Source organism: Brevibacterium sp. K11IcPPYGO002, assembly GCF_050920635.1.
Lineage (GTDB): Bacteria > Actinomycetota > Actinomycetes > Actinomycetales > Brevibacteriaceae > Brevibacterium.
Genome location: NZ_CP131929.1, coordinates 679,464 through 699,649 on the forward strand (window position 1 = coordinate 679,464; position 20,186 = coordinate 699,649).

Consider the following 20,186-nt stretch of genomic DNA (forward strand, 5'->3'; position numbering starts at 1 on the left):
AGGTTGAACTCTCGGAACGCTACAAATGTGCGCACTCGCAATAGTACTAGCGCTGCGAGTCGGCCATGGCACTTTGAATTGGTTGGAAACGAGGTTAGGACCTCTTCGCCGTGTCGCTGCGTAAGATTTCGATGAGTAGCTGTGCGAGGAGAATGGCGAAGGTGCCGCAGGAATCCGGTTTCATACTGCCTAGGTTGACCGTACGATACGGTTCTAGAGCATAATGTCAGATGGTCGCTAAGAACACTTTGGGCGGAGTTACACACCGCGCTTGCGACGTCGGATAGCGGTCTTCAGGTTCGATGGTTCAGCGGTAGCACAACCAGGTGCGGCGGTCTGGAGGGGCAAAACTGAGGCTAGCGGGCGTCTCACGAATCTGGCCACCCGCTCTTGGTTTTGTGGCAAGGTTTCGCATCAGTGCACACGTAGTTGGTTTGTATGGATGAAAAGATGCCGCGATCAGGGGCTGAATTCCATCAGGAACTGCATTCGTCTGGGTTGCGGGGAGCTGCAGGAGGTCAGTTTATGCCAATACGTAAGACTGCTAGCGTGCCCAATAGTATACTTGGAGAGTAATTCGCGAGGGCTGCAAGCCCGGTCGCTTGTCTGACCCGTAGAACGAAAAGAGGACAGTGGGAAGCAACACAGAGCCCATTCCCTCACGGACCCCAATGAGACGACACGGCAGAGCCATGGCACTGTCCCTCATCGACGGTTTCGTCTTCGCGTTCCTTGTCGTAGCGATGACGCTGGTGCGATACGACTTCCACACCGAGCTCGTCAACGCACTGGGCATGTTCGTCTGTTCGGCGATCGGCCTGATCGTCTTCCTCGTCGGCGGGCCACTGGCGATCTACCGCGGACGCTACCGACGTGGCTCAACCGATCAGTTCGCTGCCATCGTGGGAACCGTTGCTTTGGGCGTCGGCATCATGTGGGTGGCCGAATTCGCGCTCGCCAGTCAACTGCTCATCCCGACCAGCGTCCCGATCACGGCGGGGGCGCTCATGGTGGTGGTCAAGAGCCTCGAGAACTGGATTCGTCGCAACTTGAGGCAACGCAGCCTCACCACATCTGGTGCGTCCCGGCCCACGATCGTCGTCGGTGCGGGGAACCAGGGCATGCTCGCCCTCGATATGATCGCTCAGGACACGCACAACGAATTCGTCGCTGTCGGCATCCTCGACGACGACCCTGCCAAGCGGCATCTGCGCTACAACGGAATCCGCGTGCTCGGACCGATTGCCGACATCGCCACCCATGTTGATCGCACCGGAGCCGGGGCCGTCATCATTGCGATCGCTGACCTGCCGCCCGAAGAGCTCTCCCGTATCGCGTCGAATCTCGAATCCCGGCCGGTCGAGATCAAGATCATGCCGAAACTCTCGGACTCCGCGTTGGCCCGTCCCGAGCCGGACGCGCATGACGTCGCGGACCTGCGTCACCGCAGCTTCCGAGATGTCAGCCTCGAAGACCTCATCGGACGCAAACCGATCTCAACGAATATCGACGACATCGCTTCGGCGATCACCGGCAAGGTCGTGCTCGTCACCGGGGCAGGCGGTTCCATCGGCTCACAGCTGTGCCGTCAGGTCGCCCGGTTCGATCCGGCCCGACTCATCATGACTGACCGGGACGAATCCGGCCTGCACGCCACTGAGCTCGGTCTTGAGGGCTCAGCCCTTCTGACCAGTGATGACCTCGTCCTCGGAGACCTGCGAGATCCGGCATTCATCGATTCCCTCGTCGCTGAGGCGAAGCCGGACATCATCTTCCACGCCGCGGCTCTCAAACACCTGACTTTCCTTGAGCGTTTCCCGGAGCAGGCAGTGCGCACCAACATCGGAGCCAGCCTCGATCTGCTCAATGCAGCGGTGGCTCACGACGTCGATGCCTTCGTCCACATCTCCACCGACAAAGCCGCCGGTGCGACCTCAGTGCTGGGGCGGACGAAGTTCTCCATCGAACGGGCGATCGCCGCTGTGGCCGCGGCAACCGGACGACGTTATATGTCGGTGCGGTTCGGCAATGTGCTCGGATCCCGGGGGTCCGTACTCGAGACGTTTGTGGCCCAGGTGGCGGCCGGCGACCCCGTCACGGTCACCGATCCCGAGGTCACCCGATACTTCATGACCGCCGATGAGGCCTGTGAACTCGTTCTTCAGGCCGCAGCGATCGGTGGCCCCGGAGAGACCTTGGTCCTCGACATGGGCGAACCGATCCGCATCGCAGCCCTCGCCAAGAGAGTGATAGCGCTGTCAGGTCGCAGTAATGCGCAGATCGTCTACACGGGTCTGCGCCCGGGGGAGAAGCTGACTGAAGCCCTTCTGTCGCCCGGAGAGGTCGACAGCCGCCCCAACCATCCGCTGATCACTCAGGTGCCGATCGCTCCGATCGATCTGGAGAAACTCGGTGCCCTGGTCGCCGAATCTCGGGACCCGCGGGTTTTCACTCACAGGTCGGGCCTCGAAGAGCACCTGACTCGTCTCCTCGACTTCGAGACGGCACCGGCCACCGATGACGCGACGGAAGCCATCGAGCCGGCAGCGACAACATCAAGAACCCCCGAGCCAGGCGCAGACCCCCATGACACCGGAGTCGGCCTCTGATGGCTCTGCAGTCGCTGGTGATTCTGGTAGTGGCCGCGGTGGTCACTGTTCTCAGCGCCCTCATCGCCTTTCCGCTGCTGCGCCGAGCGGGGGTCGTCGATGTCCCCTCTCATCGCTCCTCGCATACGCTGTCGACCGTACGCGGCGGGGGAATCGCCATCGGCTGCGGCATCACCGTGGCCACGATTCTGGCCATGGTGTGGACCGTCAGCGAAGACGGTGTCTTCGGCCTCGGCGGGATCCTCCTTCCTGTCGGTTTCCTGGTCCTGACCTGGTGCTATTCGGCCATCGGGATGAGCGACGATCTCGACTCCCTGCGCCCCGCCGGGCGGCTGATCGGACAGGTGATCCTGGCTCTGCTGTTCAGCGCGATCATCGCCATGTTCTCAACACAGGGAATCGCTCACGTCATCGCCTTCGCGGTCATCGGCGTGACCACTGTCAACGCCGTGAACTTCGTCGACGGACTCAACGGCTATGTCACCGAGTGGACCATCGTCACTGCCGGATGGTTCGCCTTCGTCAGCTCCTGGGTAGGAGAGAACGACATTGCACTGCTTGCTCTGGCGCTGGCCGGCGCCGCTGTCGGGTTTCTCCCGTTCAACCTCGGTCGGGCCAAGGCGTTCCTCGGAGACACGGGAAGCTACGGAATCGGAGCGGCTGTATTCGCTCTCGCGGTCTGGCTGTTCGTTCATGGCGTCCCGATCGTCGTTATCATCGCACCGATGATCTTCGTCTTCTTCGACGTCGGACTCACTTTGGTCCTACGGCTCTTCCGGGGAGAGAATATTCTCTTGCCTCATCGTGAACATATCTACCAGCGGATCCAGCAGGCGGGCTGGCCACACAGTTCCGTTTCGCTCTTCCACGCCGCATTGAGCGTCCTTGCCTGCATTATGGCCGTCCCGACACTCATCAGCGGAAATACGGCGACAACGTACCCGGCCCATGTGTTCTGGGTCGGGTTGCTCGCCCTCTATGCGCTGCTGCCGCTGTGGCTGCGGCGACGGGCGCTGAAGGAGGCGACGACCGCATGAGAATCGTTCTGCTCAGCCACTATTACTACCCCGAGGTCGGTGCACCGCAGCGACGGTGGCGGATCCTCGTCGACCACCTGCGCGCTGCCGGTCACAATGTCATCACGGTGGCGCCGCATCCCCATTACCCGTATTCCGACCGCAACGGGTTCTTCGGATCGAAGGTCGGGCGGGGGCGTCATCGAGTCGACGTGCGACTCGGCGGCACTTGGGACACCGGCGTCGACGGTGAGCGAATCCTTCGCGTGCCGTACCTGCATAGCGGATCATCGATGGCTCGTCAGCTGCTCGATCAGACGGTATCGGCGACGGGTGCGATGTCGGCGGTCATTGACCGGCTGAGGGGCAGAATGCGTCCCGACGTCATCGTCTCCACGACTCCGGCACTGCCGTTTCTGCTGGCGGGCGACACCCTGTCGCGACTTCTGCGAGTGCCGCATGTCGCTGAAGTGCGCGATGCGTGGCCGGACCTCATTTCGGAAATGAATTTGGTGACGGGAGCGGTCGGGCGATATCTTCCCGGGACGCTGACGCAGCGTCTCGAACATCGACTGCTGCCGGACCTGCTCACTCGTGCCCAACGGCGTGCGGCGGTCGTCGTCGTCACTACTGAAGGTTTCAAACGTCGCCTGGAACAGCGTGGAGTGACCGCAGAGGTCGTTCGCAGCGGAGTCTCACCGGCGGAGTTGGAAGGCGCATCCGGCCTGACCGCCACGGGAGCAATCCCCCTGGTCCCTACCGCAGATGAGACGGGCACCGACGGCGACGCCGTCAAAGGCAGGACTCCTGCCGATCGCCGAGGGCTCAACCTGCTGTACGTGGGCACTGTCGGTCGATCCCAGGATCTCAGCACCTCGATTCGCGCCTTGGCCCGCACCGAAGGTGTGCGACTGCGCATCGTCGGCGGCGGCGTCGATACCGGCGAGCTCAAAACCGCAGCCGCAGCGTATGGGGTGCCGGTCGAGTTCCATCCCCAGATCGCAGGCGCCGAACTCGCTGCCCACTGGGAATGGGCAGATGCCGGACTAGTCAGCCTCAGCTGCCTCAATTCCTATGAATGCACAGTCCCGTCGAAGCTCTATTCGTTGATGGCTCGTCGAATTCCTGTCCTCGGAGTCGTTGCCGGTGAGGCCGCTGACATCATCACGCAGACCGCGGCGGGAGAAGTCGCGGTTCCCGGTGATGTCGATTCCGTGGCCGCGGCGATGTCGAGGATGCGAGAACGAGTCGAAACCGGTGAGGAGTTCGGATCGAATCCGCCTGCAGGTCAGAACCCACGCGACTGGGTGGTTCGACATGCTTCGGCCGCCGCAATGGGGCGCACTTACGAACGCGTCCTCGAGCAGGTGGTCTCGTGAACCTGCGCTTCCTCGCCCGGCAGTTGACGAACGTCGTTGTGACGACTGTCGGACACATCAACGATGACCGCGTGTTCTTCGGTATGCAGTTGGCACGTCGCCTGCCGGGCCCTGCCTCGCGTTTCGTCGGACACACGCTGGGACGCTTGCCGGGCGATGCCAGTCGGGCGGCATCTGCGTGGTTGCTCGGAGAAGAGACAGTGGCGAAGTCATTGGTCGCAGGTTCTCCCTCGCCTTCACGCCTACTCGGCGAAATCGCTCTCAATCTGGGACTCCTCGATGAAGCCGAATCGATCGCCGCTGCTGTCCGCGGTGCCTGCGCACTGAGTTCACGTATCGAGTGGACCAAGGGACACATCGACGAAGCCATCGCAATTCTGCCTGACGGCGCACGCCGGACACGACTGATCGATGAACGACAGTGTCTGCAGTCTCAATGGTGGCCCGAGGTTTCGAGTCACATCACGGCTCGTCGGGCCCGCGGCCATGCGGATCATGACCGAGATGCTCATCCGACGGCGCTGCATGTGCTGACGAATTCTCTGCCGCATACCCGCTCCGGCTATGCGTACCGGTCACATGCCATCCTCACCACTCTGTCGGAGGCCGGCCATCAAACGGCTGCGATCACGCGCCCGTCGTATCCCGTGACCATCGGACGCCTGAGCCAGGCGCCGGTCGAGGTCGTCGACGGCGTCGAGTACATCCGTGATGTGCCGTTGAGACCCCGTCCCACGCCGTCCGAACGGCTGAGCGAGCAGGCGAATCGCATCGCCGCCGAGGCGCATGAACGTGGTGCTGAGATCCTGCACACGACAACGCACTACGTCAACGGCTTGGCTGCCGGAGCGGCGGCGGCAGCAGCGGACCTGCCGTGGGTCTACGAAGTCCGCGGTGTCCTGGAAGAGACATGGGCGGCTGCAGGCGGCAGTCCGGAAGAGCGTTCCGCACGACGGGACAGCCAACGCTTCGCGCTCATGCGGGCCAAGGAGATCGAAGTCGCATCGGCTGCCGACGCCGTCATCACTCTTGGCGAGACGATGCGTGAGCACCTGATCGCCGGGGGAGTGCCGGCAGAAACCATCACACTCATTCCGAACTCGGTCTCCGAAGCCGTCGTCGACACTGATGTCACCCGAATTCCGGCCGAAGTGAGAAGAAGCCTCGGCCTGCCCGATGACGGGGTGTGGGTCGGAACGGCGGCGTCGATCGTCGGCTATGAGGGCCTCGATGACCTCGTCGATGCCGTCATCCTGGCCCGGAGCAAAGGCACGGACCTGCGGCTGCTGATCGCCGGCGACGGTGTCGCTCTGCCGGAACTACGGGAACGTGCAGCACCGCTGGGGGAGAACGCAGTCTTCACCGGACGGGTCTCTCAAGCTCAGGCAATTGAGTACCAACTCGCCCTCGATGCCATCGTCGTGCCGCGCAAGGACGAACCGGTCTGTCGTCTGGTCACTCCGATCAAACCGATCGAAGCGATGGGTCTTGCACGGCCCGTTGTCATCTCGGACGTGCCTGCATTGCGCGAACTTGTTCCGGACGGTGCGGGCTTGTCGACACCGGCGGAGAATCCGCAGAAACTTGCGGAACTGTTGTCTGAGCTCGCCTCCGATGACAAGGCACGGGCAAGATTCGGGGACAATGGACGAGCACACGTTCTTGCAACTCGCAGGTGGAAGGAAATCGGTCGACGATATGGGCAGGTCTATTCTCAACTCATGGGAGCTGAAGCACGATGAGTGAGACGAAGAACCCGCTGGGACTGAGCACGATACCGTCAGTGTCGAGCGAGGGCCTCGTCCCCGTCGGACGACGGACGAGCCTGCGAAGCTACCTCGCCTCGCTTTGGAATCGTCGGCACTTCATCATTGCCGAATCTCGGGCCAAGATGTCGAGCTCGACAAGGAAGAACCTACTCGGCTATGGTTGGCTGTTCCTCAACCCGCTCATGTTGGTGCTTGCGTTTTGGTTCATCTTCGGTTTCATCTTGCAGACATCACGCGGTGTTCCGAACTTCATCGGCTTTCTAGTGGTCGGAGTGTTCTTCTTCGGGTTTACCAGCAAATGCATGACTGGGGGGACTGCTTCGATTAGATCAGGTGCTTCGATGATCAAGGGATTTCAATTTCCTCGCGCGGCACTGCCGATTTCGACTGTTGTCCGCAATTTCCTGGATTTCATGCCGACCCTGCTTGTCATGGTCATCGTTCTTGCAATTGTGCCGCCGCTTGAAGCCATCACGTGGCGAGCTGTGCTCGTCATCCCGGTCATAATTCTGCAGACACTGTTCAACGTGGGTTTGGCATGTTTCCTCGCGCGACTCGGACATAAGTTCCCCGACCTGACGAACCTAATGTCGATACTCAGCCGATTCTGGTTCTACGGTTCAGGAGTGTTCTTCTCCATCGAAGACCGTTTGGGAAAACACCCAGCGCTTCTGGAAGCAATGCAGTACAACCCAATGCATGCGTATCTGTCGCTGGTGCGCAATTCGCTGCTCTATGGAGTCGAGTCTGATCCGAAGATGTGGATCATCGGGACTTTGTGGGCATTCGGCCTGCTCGTTATTGGATTCCTGTTTTTCTGGAGAGGGGAGGAAGACTATGGCCGACTCTGAAATTCAGGATCCGACAATCATTGCCGAAAATGTTCAGGTACGATACACGGTCAACACCAACGATCCGAGCCACCGTGCCAAAGGAATTCGGCGATTGACGAACGCGGTTGCCGGTCGCCGGGGGCAGACTACGGTTCGTGCTCTCCGCGGCGTCAACTTCGTCGCTCGTGAGGGCGAGATGGTCGGCATCGTGGGGACTAACGGATCCGGCAAATCGACGTTTCTGCGAAATGTGGCTGGAGTCGAACAGCCGGATCGCGGCCGCATTCTCGTCCGATACCAGCCTCTTCTGCTCGGTGTCAGTGCAGCCCTGCAGCCAGCGCTGTCAGGAAGCGAGAACGTGCGACTCGGCTGCCTGGCCATGGGATTGTCGCCCGAAGAGGCGGCCGAAGCCTTCGACTATGTCGTTGAACTTTCGGCATTGGGCTCGGCGATCCACCGGCCGATGGGAACCTACTCGTCGGGTATGGGCGCCAGACTCCGATTTGCCATCGCGTTGGCTGCGCGTCCGAAGATTCTGCTCATCGACGAAGCACTGTCGACAGGTGACGCAACCTTCGCCGAGAGAAGTGAACGTGCAATGGACGAACTTCTCGCTGAAGCGGGAACGGTGTTGCTCGTCAACCACGCTGCCAAGGTGATTCAGGAGCTGTGCACTCGTGCAGTGTGGATGCACCGTGGCGAAATCCTCATGAATGGCCCCGCCGAGGCTGTTGCAGAGAAATACCGGTGGTGGGCGTGGAATGTTGCCAAGGGTAAGGAAGATATCGCCGACAAACTCCTCGCCGATGTGATGAGCAACGCCGTCAAAGAAGAGATCAATATCCTCGAACCCGAACTCATCAAGAATCCCATTCCGCGGCATGCAGCGCGCCCGTCTAAGATGAAGGCCTCTCGGGCCCGCCATGTGAAGCGCCAGGACACGGTCGAAGTAGTCGAAGAGACTCCGACCCCGATGTTGGCCGCCGCTGACGAACAGGTCTGGCCGGAATCCTTCGATACCGAGATGCCGAAGGCCAAGTTCCCGGCTCTACCCAAACCAGCTTCGCAAGCAGTGAGCGCCCCTCGAATCTCCGATGCCCCGCCACTACGGATGAGCCCCAGTAAGAAGCGCGTGGTCTTGCGGGCCGCGAATCCTGACGATCGTGCGTCAGAAATTGCTGCCGCAGATGACTTCACCCGCCGTAGACTCGCATCGCGCGCACGCAAGATCGCGGATGAACGATACGAGGAGCGGCAGCGCTTGCGGCAGGAAGATGAAGCATCTGTTGTCCACCAGGATTCGCGCCGATGAAGGTCGCGATCTTCGGTTCCTGTGTGAGTCGTGACACCGCAGAGTTCATGCCTGAAGCTGAAGTTGTGGCCTACGTGGCCAGGCACTCGGTGACGAGTTTGAAATCTCCGCACGGGGCAGCCGGAATCGATCTGAGTGAACTGACCTCCGCTTTCCAGGAGCGAATGGTCACTAACGATCTTCATGGTTCAGGTCTCGAACGGATCGTTCACACCGCGAGCGACCTCGAGGTCGTTCTCCTCGACTTGGTCGACGAACGACGGGGGTTCTGGGAATTTCCTGACGGTACGACCATGACGAATTCGATCGAAGTCGAATCCTGTGGTGCTGCCCGCGAAGCACGTCGGAATGGTGCGCGACTCATTGAATTCGGAGATGAAGAACACTTCGGCCGATGGAAGTCTGGCTTTATCCAGCTTGTTGATGGGCTTAAGGGCGCTGGGCTGTGGGAGAAGACTATTCTGCTCGACATCGAGTGGGCTGGAGCCGTTGATGGTGCCCAGCATCCGCAAAGCGACAGCCTGGCGAAGCTGGGTCGCAGCTGGCGACGGCTGCAACGTGGTAGCCGCGAAGCTAGCCGCAGAGTGACGCGTGGGCAAGGGATCGCCGAAGCCTTGACTAGCCTGCGAGACGTCAGACCTACAGAAGCAGAAGAATATGCGGATAGGGCCGTCGCTGCCAATGCAGACTATGTCCGATACCGCAGATTCGCTCAGTCTATGGTGAAGTCAACAGTCACAAGGGCCAGCAGCCAAGTCCGGATCAACCGAGACCACAAATGGGGGCCCCAGCCGTTCCACTACCGGGACGAGGACTACAGGTCGATCGTGCAAAGCGTCCGCGACCTGGTGGAAAAGCGGGGCACGTCGTCGACTCACGCCGAGTGACACGGCGAATGCGAGACTGCACGTCTCAGTACCCCAAAGACACGAGATAACGGAAGAAGTCTGCGACGTCGTTGCTGGCCAGAACGTTTTTAAGTGCCGGCACCGCTTCGGGGTCGAAGTCGATGATGACCGTTCCGTCTTCCTCGCGACGCGAGTTCGTGGGCACGGTGACCACCGCGATATCGTCCGTCTGCAAGGTGCGGAGGCCATTGGCGATCTTGACGAGCTCACTCGTGGTCAGCTCGGCGTTGCGCTGAATGCCCGACGCGAAATGTCCGAGCACCGCCGCGCCCTTGTTCGGATCTTTGACCAGCCCACCTGATTTGAGTGTTTGAACGAGCGCACGCACGACAGCACGTTGATTGCGGGTTCGCGTCTGGCCGGCATCATCGACCGGGTCTGCCGCAGTGAAGATCGCCGATGTCGCTCCGTCGAGGTTATTCGTCCCCTCGACGAAATCAGTGCCGCCGGCGCTGAACGCTGCGCGGCTGTAGACGTGCAGGCCACCGAGTTCATCGATGACGCGACCGAGCGCGTCTGCTTCCAGCTGTGCGATGTGATCGATGCGGATGCCGAGGAACTCCTCGACCATGGCGACGACGACCGGCCACCCGCCCTCGTCGGCGATGGTGCCGAACGTCTGACCTGCCTCGATCTGTGTGGAGGGGTTGAGCACGAGCACGGCAGCGAATTCACCGGCGGCGGGAACATGGATGACAGCGAAAGTGTCACCTTGGCTCGATGACTGCGGAGCCGCCTCGGCGGGGTTTCCGGGATTCGTCACCCGAAGCATCAGGGTGCGGGAGTCGTCCGCGGTGGGACGGATGTCTGCGGGTGGGAAGGCAGCCTCGGTGGGAATGGTCTTCGATGCGTCATCGAACTCGGCGCGGGCGGAGTTGAGGTCCTTGAGAGAACCGATGGCGGAAACCATCTTCGTCAGCTTGGCCATGGCAGTCCTACTTCCTCTGTCCGGTCATTTGGTGCTGGTCTCAATAGTAGCCGCGGGTGAGATCGGCTCGTGTACCGATCTCATCCGCGGTGAGGACTGCCGTATCGGGCCGCTGACGTCTGCGGACGTGCGCTGGATTCAGCGGAGGCCGAAGAGCTTTCCTAAGCTGTTCCCGGATGACTGAGCATCCGGCTGGTTAGGCGCCGCGGCCTTCTCTGCGGGCTTGTCGGCGGGCTTGACCGGCGGCGGGGGAGGGAACTCCTTGCCGGCGGGCTCAGCGGTCGGGGCTGACTCCGGGGTATTCGGCGCGGGAGTTGCCTCGGGGGCGGGTTCCGGTGCCTCGGTGGAGGCCTCGTCCTCATCGGCGGTTTCGGACGAATCGGCGGGGGCCGCCTCGGCGAGGTTCTTGATCAGGGAGAGCTCGAACTCGAGGGTGATCTTGTCGCTGACGAGCACGCCGCCGGAATCGAGCGTCGTATTCCATGTCACGCCCCAGTCCTTGCGGTCGATGCGACGCGAGCCCTCGAGGCCGGCGCGCAGGTTGCCGAATGGATCGGTCTCGACGCCGATGAGCTCGAGGGGAACGGACACGGTCTTCGTCATGTCACGGATCGTCAGCTCACCGGTGACGATGTACGAGCCTTCGTCGACCTCATCGATGGCCGAGGACACGAAACGGATCTCCGGGTAGGTCTCCACGTCGAAGAAGTCTGCCGAACGCAGGTGCTCGTCGCGGCCCTCGCTGCGGGTGTCGACGCTCGCGGTCTGGATGATGACCTCGGCGGTCGAGTCGGCAAGATCCTCGGCGATGTCGGCCGAACCGGAGACATCATTGAACGCTCCGCGCACACGCGAGACCATGGCGTGGCGTGTGGAGAATCCCAGTCGAGAATGTGAGGGATCGATGTCCCAATGACCTGTGATCCCAGGATTTTCTGTCATGGGGGATAGCTCCTTCGGTTCCTCCGCGCTCCTGTGGGGGAGGCTGTCGTAGTCGGTGTGCCAATTCGCAGATCGAGCGATCATTGAAAAAGCAATCGCCTACGTAGTCTTACACGGGCGGTCGGGTGTGTGCCACCTCGCCGAGGGTAAGCTCGGCGAGGTCGCGTTGACGTCGAGTCGGCGACCGGACGATTTCAGGAGAACTCCCGTCACAGAACCGGCATTCGATGTCGGGGAGAAGTCAGTCCAACAGCGCTTCAACGAAGGGGACGGCGTAATTCCAGTCGTCTCCGTCCGGATCGGCAAATCCCGCCTCGTCCAGCCACGTCTGGTCGGCCTCGGCGTGCGGGCCGATGAGACCCGCCATACCGTCACCGTGGTCGTAGCGTGCTGTGGCGATATCGCCATTGCCATAGCGCGCGAACACGTCGGCGCGATCCTCGGGTGGAGGAAGGCCTGCGCCCTCTTGGAAGAACGTCTGGCGATGATGCCCCTCCCACGCGACGTCGACCACGGTCTCTCTGCTGTCAGTGACTGGAAATTCGGGGCGGCCGACCTCACCGTCGAGATCCCTGTCGACGAGGCCGAACGCGACCGGTCCCGCCAGGTAGGCACCCATACACAGACCGAGATAACGACCGCCGTCTGCAACATACTGTTTAAGGCCCCTGACGGATCGAGGCGGCAGCGCGTCGGCGGCAGCGTCGATGTCATCCCCGCCACCGGGTTGGACGTAGAGGTCCACCTCTGCAAGGGAATCGGCCTGCAGTGGCAGACGTTCATCGCGACCGATGAAGACCACCTCGGCGTCGGCGAACGAGGCTCTCAGCCGTTGTGCGACCGTCTCCGGGCACCCGTCGCACGCGGCCTCACCGCGGTACACGGCCACGAGCAGGGAATCCAGACTTGAACTGTTTGCGGCGGCACAGCCCACGGAGGCAGTCGCGGTGAAGAGACCGGTCAGGAGGGCCGCAACAGCCCGTCGGATGGGGTGGTCACGATGATTGGCCCGGGGCATGCCCGGACTCCTCGGACACAGACAGGGGGAGTTCCGCAGGTTGCGATCACCGTTTCGCACTAGGTTCGTTGTCGGAACGGCGGGAGGCAGATGAGAGGATTCCGGCGATTCCCTGCCCGGCTCGATCGCCGGAGACCAAAGCGCCTTGGATCGAGCCGGTGTCACGGTGGTCGCCGCAGACGAATATTCTCTCGGAGATCCGCTGCACCGATCGGTCGATCAGAGGGGGAGCCGAGGCCGGCAGTGCGTGCGGAAGCCGATGATTGATCAGAACCTGCCACCGGCGCGTCGACGTGGCGTAGATGCGTTCGAGATGCTGCCGGATCTCCCGTTCGTCGGCCAGACCATCGGGCCGATCGAGCAGCGTCGTTGCCTCAATGAGCGCCGATCCCGCAGGCGCGTAGCTCGGTGCTGCATTTGAGACCACTGCCGTGTGCCAGACGGGCCCATCTGGGCCTCCCTGGGGAGCCGAGGCATCCAGCACCAACAGCGGATCCTCGAGAGGAGGTTCCGGAGCTTGGAACCACCAGGTCGTCAGTCCGCGTGTAGGAGGAGTCTTCTCGCCGGTCAGTTCCTCGAGATCCTCAGCACCGACCGCGGTGACAGCGACACGCGCTCGTATCCGTCCCTGGTCGGTGTCGACTTCCACACCATCATCGGTCTCGCGAAGGTCTCGTACGGCGGTGTTCACGCGCACGGGCGTTTCGAGAGAAGCCGCCATCTGTTCGGGTAGAGCCGCCATGCCTTTCCTGGGCAGACCGGGGATCGCGCGCACGAATGATCTCATCAGCAGTCGAGCATAGTTCGCCGAGCTCGCGCCAGTACTGTCGGCCAGCACACCGGCCAAAAACGTGTCGATGACGTCTCGGCGCAAAGCTCCCGTGACTCCCGCAGCCTCCAAAGATTCGGCGAGAGTTGAGTCCCGCGTTGCGCGCGAGGCTGACGATGGCCGCAGCAGAGTCGGACCGAGCCATCGCAGAAGTCCGCGGATCTCCTTCGGTCTGAGCAGTCCGGAACTCAAACCGGATGACTCGGTGCCACGTCGGCTCAAGGATGCGCGCAGCGTGGTCAGATGCTGTCCCTTGCGGACCATCACTCCTGCCCCGAAAGTCTGCAGGTCCAGTGAGGCGACGTCGATGAAAGCGCGCACTGCAGGGTACGCGGGGTTGAGCAGCTGAAACCCACGGTCACAGAGGAACCCGTCGATTCGATCGGTGCGCACGCGACCGCCCACATCATCACTCGATTCGCAGACCTGGACAGTCAAACCGTTGCGCTGCAACCGTCTGGCACACTGCAGGCCCGCGAGACCTGCTCCCACGACTACGACGTCGGCGTCCACGATTCCCCTCTTCTCGGTTCGACACCAGCATACGCGTCGCGCCACCGTGAAACATCGAGTCATCAGAACAGCGGGAACTCAGAGACCGAGAACGCCGAGTCAGGTCACAGCGGGCGTGCCGACGACCTCGAAAGATAGCGGAGATGTCCAAGACGGCTGATGCAGATCTCGCCAACGGGAATGCCGCGGATCGCGGCGACTCCAGCAGGAACCGGGAGTGTCCGGAGATGGAGTAGTTGCGCAGCAGCGAATGCTTCCTCCGGAGCGGGACTCACAGGGACATCTTCAGCTGGGGTTCATCGAAGAATCACATGTTCCAGTGGGTCTGCACAGTCATGTGGTCCACTAAGACGAATTGCTGGTGGCGATCGGACCCCGATATGAATGGCCCTACGAAGAGGGCAGATCAATTTGCAAGAACTGGCCGCGACCGCGCTTGTGACGAGGGAACCCGGGTCGGGAACGTATGAGGCTGCGCGGGATCTCCTCGTTGATCATGTGCCAGTCGAACCAGCTCTGGTGCTCAGCAGCAATGCGGCGGTCCGAGTCGCCGTCGCCTCGGATACTGGTCCGGCCATACTGAGCGAACTCGCTTTACGGGGTCATCTCGCCCGTGGTCATTTGCTGCGTGTGCCGTTCGAGGGGAGTGGCATCACCCGCCCTCTCACCGCGGTTTGGCCCGGTTCGCGGCGCCTCCCTCGACGTCGGCCCACACCTTGTGCCAATGCTCTGCGAGGCTGCTGAGCGTCTCATGCGCATTCAGCCCGCTGGGATGGGGAAGAGCCCATAAAGAGGTTTGATCAGGCCAACCATTGAGCTGGTTGGTGTCCTGTCTGCCCACCACCGCACGAGGAAGATCGAACGCTTTCCGGAAGGCCGTGATCCCGACGACGGCTACGGAGAGGGGGAGCAGAGTGCTCACTCGACTCACCGTCCTCTGGCCACCGCGGCGAAGTTCAGCGTCATCGAGCTCAGCGGCTCGGGCGGTGGGCCGAGAGACCAAATTCGTCATGGCGAGGCCGCGCTCCGCGAGCATCCTCTCATCTGCGCTGCTCAACCCGCGAGATGCGTCGACCACGGTTTCAGTGACCCCGGCGCGATGGAGCGAAGGCCAGAAGCGATTCCCCGGTCGGGCAAAGGGCGCGTTGACGGCAATGGTCCACGGGCTCGGATTGATCCCGACGATGAGGAGGCGTATCTTTCCCCTGCACAGTTCATCGTCTGGGTAGGGGAGAACGTCTTCACGGCCCCTGCCGCAAAGACTGGCCCGTTCGAGGTCGGACCGACCGGGTCTACGTCCCTCCAGCGATGACGGCGTGCGCCAGGGTTGCCAGTCGTCTGGAACACTCGTGTGCATGCGCTCAGTCTAATTCTCGGCCTGTCAGTGTGGCCGACTGGGTCGCATGCGGATCCGAACGGAGCTTCAGTGCTTGAGGCTCACTCCAAGCCGCGCTTTCCGTTTCGAAGTTCGGTGGGGGCAGAGCTTCATTTCATCGCTCGCGCGGAATTCCCAGCGGAGGATTCCCGGTCGAGTCGAAGGGGCTATCGCGTTCACGTCATCGCTGACAGACTTGGTCAAGAGCTTCAACTATCTTCCCCGGTTGCGGGCGCATCTGTTCACAGAACGCGAGACGACACCAGCCCCAGCGATTGCGTCTGCGAAACGGTTGCTCGACAGCATGCCATAGGAGGACAGACAGCATGAACGAAACTTCTACCGATCAACGGACCGCGGGCGAGGACTCCGTGTCACGAACCTACAAAGTCGTGATCGTCGGCGCCGGATTCGCTGGCCTCGAAGCAGCCAAGCGCCTCGGGCGGGCCGGAGTCGACGTGCTCTTGCTCGATCAGAACAACTATCACCAGTTCCAGCCCCTGTTGTACCAAGTGGCAACCGCCCAGATCGCCCTTTCAACGGTGGCTCGCCCCCTGCGCTCCATCCTCCACCGGGAGCGGAAGCATGTCACAATTCGCACGGCGCAAGTAGTTGCGATCAATGCAGCGAAGAAAACGGTCACCACCGCAGACGGTGTGCGCTACCGAGCGGAGATCTTGGTGATCTCCTCGGGTGCGGAGCCGAACTTCTTCGATACTCCCGGAGCGGAAGAACACGCCTACCCCCTGTATTCGGTCGACGACGCCGCCCGATTGTCATCAGCACTGCTCGGAGCTTTGGAACGAGCATCGGCGAACCACGACCACTCCACAAACCAGAATTTCACGGTTGCCGTCGTGGGCGCGGGTCCCAATGGTGTGGAAACTGCCGGGGCCATCGCCGAAAACATCAGGGACGTAGTCGGCAAGTACTACTCGCACAGTTTCGCTTCGTCGTGCGCGGTTCACCTGGTGGACATGGTCGACACTGTGCTGCCGCCCTTCTCGCAGACGTCCCAGCAATACACCAGGAACCGGTTGGAGAAACTCGGCGTCAAGGTGCATTTGGGAAGTGCTGTCTCGGAAGTCTCCGATACAGATATCTCCCTTGCTGATGGGACGAAGATCGATGCGGAAATCGTCGTCTGGGCCGCCGGATTGAAAGCCTCGCACCTACTGGAGCCTGCCGGACTCACGACCGGTCGTGGGGGACGGATCGATGTGGCCAAAGACCTCACGGCACCGGAGTGCCAGGGAGTCTATGTCTTAGGCGATGCCGCCAATATCGTTGATGCCAAGGATCGGAAGCTGCCGCAGTTGGGCTCGGTCGCCAAACAGTCGGGCCGATGGGCGGCAGAGAATATTCGAGCCGACCTGACTGGACGGCCCCGCCGCGAATTCAAGTTTGTCGATATGGGGTATATGGCGATGATCGGTCGAGGGCAGTCGGTGGCCGAGCTGACTCCGCGCCGATACCAAGTGCAGGGAATGCCGGCGTTCCTTGGCTGGCTGGCAGTCCACGCAGGTCTTCTCTCAGGCTGGCAGCAACGTGCCGCAGCGGTGGTGTCCTGGGCTCGTGACTATCTGACGACGAGTCGTCCTCACGCCGTGATCTATCGACCGGAGGCCTATGAGATCGCCAGGTATGCCCGAACAGACGATTCATCCACGGTCTGAGGCCAATCTGAGATTGTTCACCGGGCGCACTCTACGGTGCGCCCGGTTCAATACGCGCTGGATGAGTATCTCCACGGCCGGCCTGGACTGTGACTCCTTTCTTGGACTCCGTCAGTATTGGGAGCATCGAGCATCGCGTGGCCTGGTTGCTCTTATCTAACTGGTCGGATGTGAGGGGCAGTCGCGGAACCGTTGGACTGCTAGATTGTGACCATGAGCACAGAAAAGATAACGACGCGACCCGACTTTCCCCGACCTGGGCGGGCACAGGCTCCCACAGGTGACGATGTCGAAAAGGTCTTTGAGCGTTTCTCTCCCACTTACGAGCAGCAGGCAGCGGATGTCTGGGATGCGCTGGAAGAGCAGGATCTGAAAGTCTGGATCACCGACGGTGGTGAGCACGATGGCGAGATGATCTGCGCCGGTCGAGCATACGATGACGCGGCGTTGGTGATCCATCTCGAAGACCCCAACGAGGCACTGGCTGTCGCAGCGGCCCGGGAGGCGGGGAAGCTTGACGACTACATCGCCTCTGGGCTGGCCTGAAAGTCGAAGCAGTCGTCACCGTCTGCGGTTCCTTGATACCCGGGTGAAGAGGACGATTCCCCTGTTGCTTCAAACCGCGCCGCCACACCCCTGATGAGTCAGATCGCTTCGCGCAGGACGTCCCGCAATAGTGCCAGCGCCCGTTCCTGAGTCTGAGCGAGGATCTCGATTGGTTCGCCGGAGAAGATCTGTCGTTCGGAGTACACTTCCGAGCCGACAGCGACAGCAAGCCATGTCGTGCCTGGCTCCTGCCCCTCCTGGCCCGAAGGGCCCCCGGCGCCGGAAGCGGCCACGGCGGCATCGGAGCCCAGAAGGGTGCACGCAGAACTTGCCATACTCTCGGCAGCCGTCTGCGAGATGACTGGCCCCCGCGGGACTCTCAGCAGCTGATGTTTGACATCGCTGAAATAGGCGACGACAGCACCCGCGAACCAATTGCCAGAACCCGGCACAGCGGCGAGCTGGCTGGCGATCTTGCCACCTGTCAGTGACTCGGCAACACCCACGACTATCTGGTGGGTCTCGCACAGTTCGCCCAGCTCGGAAGCGATACGGGCGGCGCGATCTTGGTATTCTTCGGCGTTGCTCATGGCCTGAGTTTCACCGTTCGGCGGGGACGAGATCATCGGTGCTCGTGACCTCTGCCAAAGCCTCTTGGAGGGCTCTGCGCGCGATGGGGCAGGGGATGGTGAGTTCGAGACGGCGGTTCCTGGTGTGCTCAGTCGCCTGTCGCATCAGCTCCCGGCAGTGTTTGTTCGCCTCTGTCTTCTCAATCGCTTCGCAGTAGACGAACATCATCGTGTGTTCGGCAGGGTCGAGATTGTAGTGGAGAGCCGCCACGAGTCTGCCAGGGAGGTAGAGATCGTATTTGGAGGCTTCGCGGTTGTTGAGCAGGATGTAGGAATTCATGTCTCTCTCAGTGAAGTATTCGGATATGAGGTGGGCGCCGCGGGGTGAGCTCGTGAGCGGGACGCCGCCGATTGAGTCGATTGCGTCGTCAATCAGAAGATGTAACCTTCTGCGCGGCTCGGTCACGATGGGCAGTCGCTGACTTCCCCATTGCGGGACCGAGCGGCGCGGACGGTTGCAAAGCTGTGAGGAACCTTTGGGCCCAGTGGTGCACATCATGGTCTTCGACCGTTGCCGCCATCGCTGCGATGCGCTCTCGTGCCTGGACGGTGTCCAGGCTTGCGGCCTGGTGCATTCCGGTCTTCAGCCCTGAGATGTCATGGGGGTTGACGATGGTGGCCTGCTCGAGTTCATCGGCGGCGCCTGCGAACTCTGACAGCACAAGCGCTCCGCCTCGATTTCTGCGGGCGGTGACGAATTCCTTGGCGACGAGATTCATCCCATCGCGAAGGGACGACACCACGAGCACATCGGCGGCGAGGTACAGGGCCACAGTGTCCTCGAACGAATACGAATGGTGTGAGTATTGGACGATGCCTCGCCCCAGCGTCGCGAAACGACCATTGATCCGTCCCACCAGTCGCTCCACCTCGTCGCGGAGGTCCTGGTAGGCTGCGATGCCCTCGCGAGAGGGCACAGCCACCTGCAGGAAGTTCGTCGTCTGCGGTGAGAGCAGGTCGTCATCGAGGAGTTCATCGAACGCCCGGAGGCGGTGGGGGATGCCTTTGGTGTAGTCGAGACGATCGATGCCCAGCATCAGAATGTCCGGATCGCCGAGATCGCGGCGAATCTGGGTCGCCGTTCGAGCCACCGCCTCCGAGTCAGCGGCCTGACGGATCGCTTCGGTATCGACCGAAATGGGAAAAGCCTCGATCAGGGGAGGCGGGGCATCGGCATCGACGGCAAATTTACGCACCGCCGCCCGGAAGTTCTCCGCGTCCGAGTTGCGCTGGAAGCCGATGACGTCGGCTCCGAGCAGACCTTCGACGACTTCTCTGCGCCAGGGCAGCTGCCCGAACAGCTCGACGGGGGGAAAGGGAATGTGGTTGAAGAAGCCGATCCGCACGTCGGGGCGGAGCAGCCTGATCATGTGCGGAACCAGTTGCAGATGATAGTCGTGGACCCAGATGGTGGCTCCAAAGGCGGCCGATCGGACGGCCGCCTGCGCAAACCGGGAATTGATCGCCTCGTATGCGCGCCACCACGTGCGATGGTACTGAGGAGTGACGATGAGGTCGTGGTAGAGCGGCCACAGCACGCCATTGGAGAAGCCCTCGTAGTAGGCTCGATGTTCAGCCTCCGTCAAAGGGACAGGAACGAGTGACATCTGGTCGAATTCGAATGGTGGGATCGTTTCGTCGAAGCCTCCAGTCCAGCCGAGCCACGCCCCACGTTCGGCTCTGACCATCGGCGCCAGTGCGGAGACGAGGCCTCCCGGCGCGGCCTGCCAGGTGTCTTCGCGCCGGTCGACGGGTAAGCGGTTCGCCAGGACGATGAACGAATGTTCAGGGTTGGTCTCTGCCATGTTCTTCTCGCTCTTCTGACTCATCTGCCGCTGAGACTCGTTGAGTTCTTCTCCTGCCGGGGCAGCGGAAGGGCGAGAACCTGGTCCTCGCCCTTCCTC

Annotated in this window: 18 protein-coding genes; 10 read left to right on the forward strand and 8 right to left on the reverse strand. The window is 61.7% G+C overall.

Annotated features, from left to right (window positions below; translation table 11 throughout):
* Window positions 1-671 precede the first annotated feature (671 nt).
* From QYM46_RS03035 to QYM46_RS03065, 7 genes are read left to right on the forward strand one after another with little or no spacing between them, the layout of a single operon-like run.
* Complete coding sequence (locus tag QYM46_RS03035) at window positions 672-2,609, forward strand: polysaccharide biosynthesis protein (RefSeq protein ID WP_432790807.1); 1,938 nt, start codon at window positions 672-674, stop codon at window positions 2,607-2,609.
* A complete protein-coding gene (locus tag QYM46_RS03040; RefSeq protein ID WP_432790808.1) occupies window positions 2,609-3,646 on the forward strand; it encodes an MraY family glycosyltransferase in 1,038 nt (345 codons plus the stop codon). The genes QYM46_RS03035 and QYM46_RS03040 overlap by 1 nt, the downstream gene beginning before the upstream one ends.
* Window positions 3,643-5,004, forward strand: coding sequence for a glycosyltransferase family 4 protein (locus QYM46_RS03045; RefSeq protein ID WP_432790809.1), 1,362 nt, complete (start codon window positions 3,643-3,645; stop codon window positions 5,002-5,004). Before QYM46_RS03040 ends, QYM46_RS03045 begins: the two co-directional genes overlap by 4 nt.
* Window positions 5,001-6,746 carry a glycosyltransferase family 4 protein gene (locus QYM46_RS03050; RefSeq protein ID WP_432790810.1) on the forward strand — a complete coding sequence of 582 codons (1,746 nt, stop codon included), beginning with the start codon at window positions 5,001-5,003 and terminating at the stop codon, window positions 6,744-6,746. Before QYM46_RS03045 ends, QYM46_RS03050 begins: the two co-directional genes overlap by 4 nt.
* A complete protein-coding gene (locus QYM46_RS03055; RefSeq protein WP_432790811.1) occupies window positions 6,743-7,624 on the forward strand; it encodes an ABC transporter permease in 882 nt (293 codons plus the stop codon). The genes QYM46_RS03050 and QYM46_RS03055 overlap by 4 nt, the downstream gene beginning before the upstream one ends.
* Window positions 7,611-8,918, forward strand: a complete 1,308-nt coding sequence (locus QYM46_RS03060) for an ABC transporter ATP-binding protein (protein ID WP_432790812.1) — start codon at window positions 7,611-7,613, stop codon at window positions 8,916-8,918. The genes QYM46_RS03055 and QYM46_RS03060 overlap by 14 nt, the downstream gene beginning before the upstream one ends.
* Window positions 8,915-9,805: a DUF6270 domain-containing protein gene (locus QYM46_RS03065; RefSeq protein WP_432790813.1), complete on the forward strand. Its 891-nt coding sequence runs from the start codon at window positions 8,915-8,917 to the stop codon at window positions 9,803-9,805. The genes QYM46_RS03060 and QYM46_RS03065 overlap by 4 nt, the downstream gene beginning before the upstream one ends.
* Before the next feature lie 25 nt (window positions 9,806-9,830).
* Here QYM46_RS03065 and QYM46_RS03070 read toward each other — a convergent pair whose 3' ends face one another.
* From QYM46_RS03070 to QYM46_RS03085, 4 genes are all read right to left on the reverse strand, one after another.
* Entirely contained in the window at window positions 9,831-10,754 is a 924-nt protein-coding gene (locus QYM46_RS03070) for an LCP family protein (protein WP_432790814.1), read from the reverse strand.
* Between the two features lie 138 nt (window positions 10,755-10,892).
* Window positions 10,893-11,696 carry a YceI family protein gene (locus tag QYM46_RS03075; protein WP_432790815.1) on the reverse strand — a complete coding sequence of 268 codons (804 nt, stop codon included), beginning with the start codon at window positions 11,694-11,696 and terminating at the stop codon, window positions 10,893-10,895.
* 241 nt (window positions 11,697-11,937) lie between these two features.
* Window positions 11,938-12,714 (reverse strand): BPL-N domain-containing protein, encoded by a 777-nt coding sequence (locus tag QYM46_RS03080; RefSeq protein ID WP_432790816.1) that lies wholly within the window; start codon window positions 12,712-12,714, stop codon window positions 11,938-11,940.
* Window positions 12,715-12,760: 46 nt separating this feature from the next.
* Entirely contained in the window at window positions 12,761-14,101 is a 1,341-nt protein-coding gene (locus QYM46_RS03085; RefSeq protein WP_432790817.1) for an NAD(P)/FAD-dependent oxidoreductase, read from the reverse strand.
* 339 nt (window positions 14,102-14,440) lie between these two features.
* On the opposite strand from QYM46_RS03085, the gene QYM46_RS03090 reads away from it, so the two are divergent.
* Window positions 14,441-14,800 (forward strand): LysR substrate-binding domain-containing protein, encoded by a 360-nt coding sequence (locus QYM46_RS03090; RefSeq protein WP_200885296.1) that lies wholly within the window; start codon window positions 14,441-14,443, stop codon window positions 14,798-14,800.
* On the opposite strand, the gene QYM46_RS03095 is transcribed toward QYM46_RS03090, so the two are convergent.
* Window positions 14,721-15,413, reverse strand: a complete 693-nt coding sequence (locus QYM46_RS03095) for a mismatch-specific DNA-glycosylase (RefSeq protein WP_166827730.1) — start codon at window positions 15,411-15,413, stop codon at window positions 14,721-14,723. The genes QYM46_RS03090 and QYM46_RS03095 overlap by 80 nt on opposite strands.
* Window positions 15,414-15,757: 344 nt before the next feature.
* Here QYM46_RS03095 and QYM46_RS03100 point away from each other — a divergent pair, with 344 nt between their 5' ends.
* Together QYM46_RS03100 and QYM46_RS03105 are read left to right on the forward strand one after the other, a co-directional pair.
* Complete coding sequence (locus tag QYM46_RS03100; RefSeq protein ID WP_432790818.1) at window positions 15,758-17,107, forward strand: NAD(P)/FAD-dependent oxidoreductase; 1,350 nt, start codon at window positions 15,758-15,760, stop codon at window positions 17,105-17,107.
* Between the two features lie 213 nt (window positions 17,108-17,320).
* Window positions 17,321-17,653 (forward strand): hypothetical protein, encoded by a 333-nt coding sequence (locus QYM46_RS03105; protein WP_039209154.1) that lies wholly within the window; start codon window positions 17,321-17,323, stop codon window positions 17,651-17,653.
* Between the two features lie 98 nt (window positions 17,654-17,751).
* Here the strand turns inward: QYM46_RS03105 and QYM46_RS03110 are convergent, their stop codons facing one another.
* Genes QYM46_RS03110 through QYM46_RS03120 form a run of 3 tightly spaced genes read right to left on the reverse strand, consistent with a single transcriptional unit; the run spans window position 17,752 to window position 20,111 of the window.
* On the reverse strand, window positions 17,752-18,243 hold the full coding sequence (locus QYM46_RS03110; RefSeq protein ID WP_432790819.1) for a CinA family protein: 492 nt from the start codon (window positions 18,241-18,243) through the stop codon (window positions 17,752-17,754).
* A gap of 10 nt (window positions 18,244-18,253) precedes the next feature.
* Entirely contained in the window at window positions 18,254-18,688 is a 435-nt protein-coding gene (locus QYM46_RS03115) for a hypothetical protein (RefSeq protein WP_152609634.1), read from the reverse strand.
* A complete protein-coding gene (locus tag QYM46_RS03120) occupies window positions 18,651-20,111 on the reverse strand; it encodes an alpha,alpha-trehalose-phosphate synthase (UDP-forming) (protein WP_432790820.1) in 1,461 nt (486 codons plus the stop codon). Before QYM46_RS03120 ends, QYM46_RS03115 begins: the two co-directional genes overlap by 38 nt.
* Window positions 20,112-20,186: the final 75 nt, after the last annotated feature.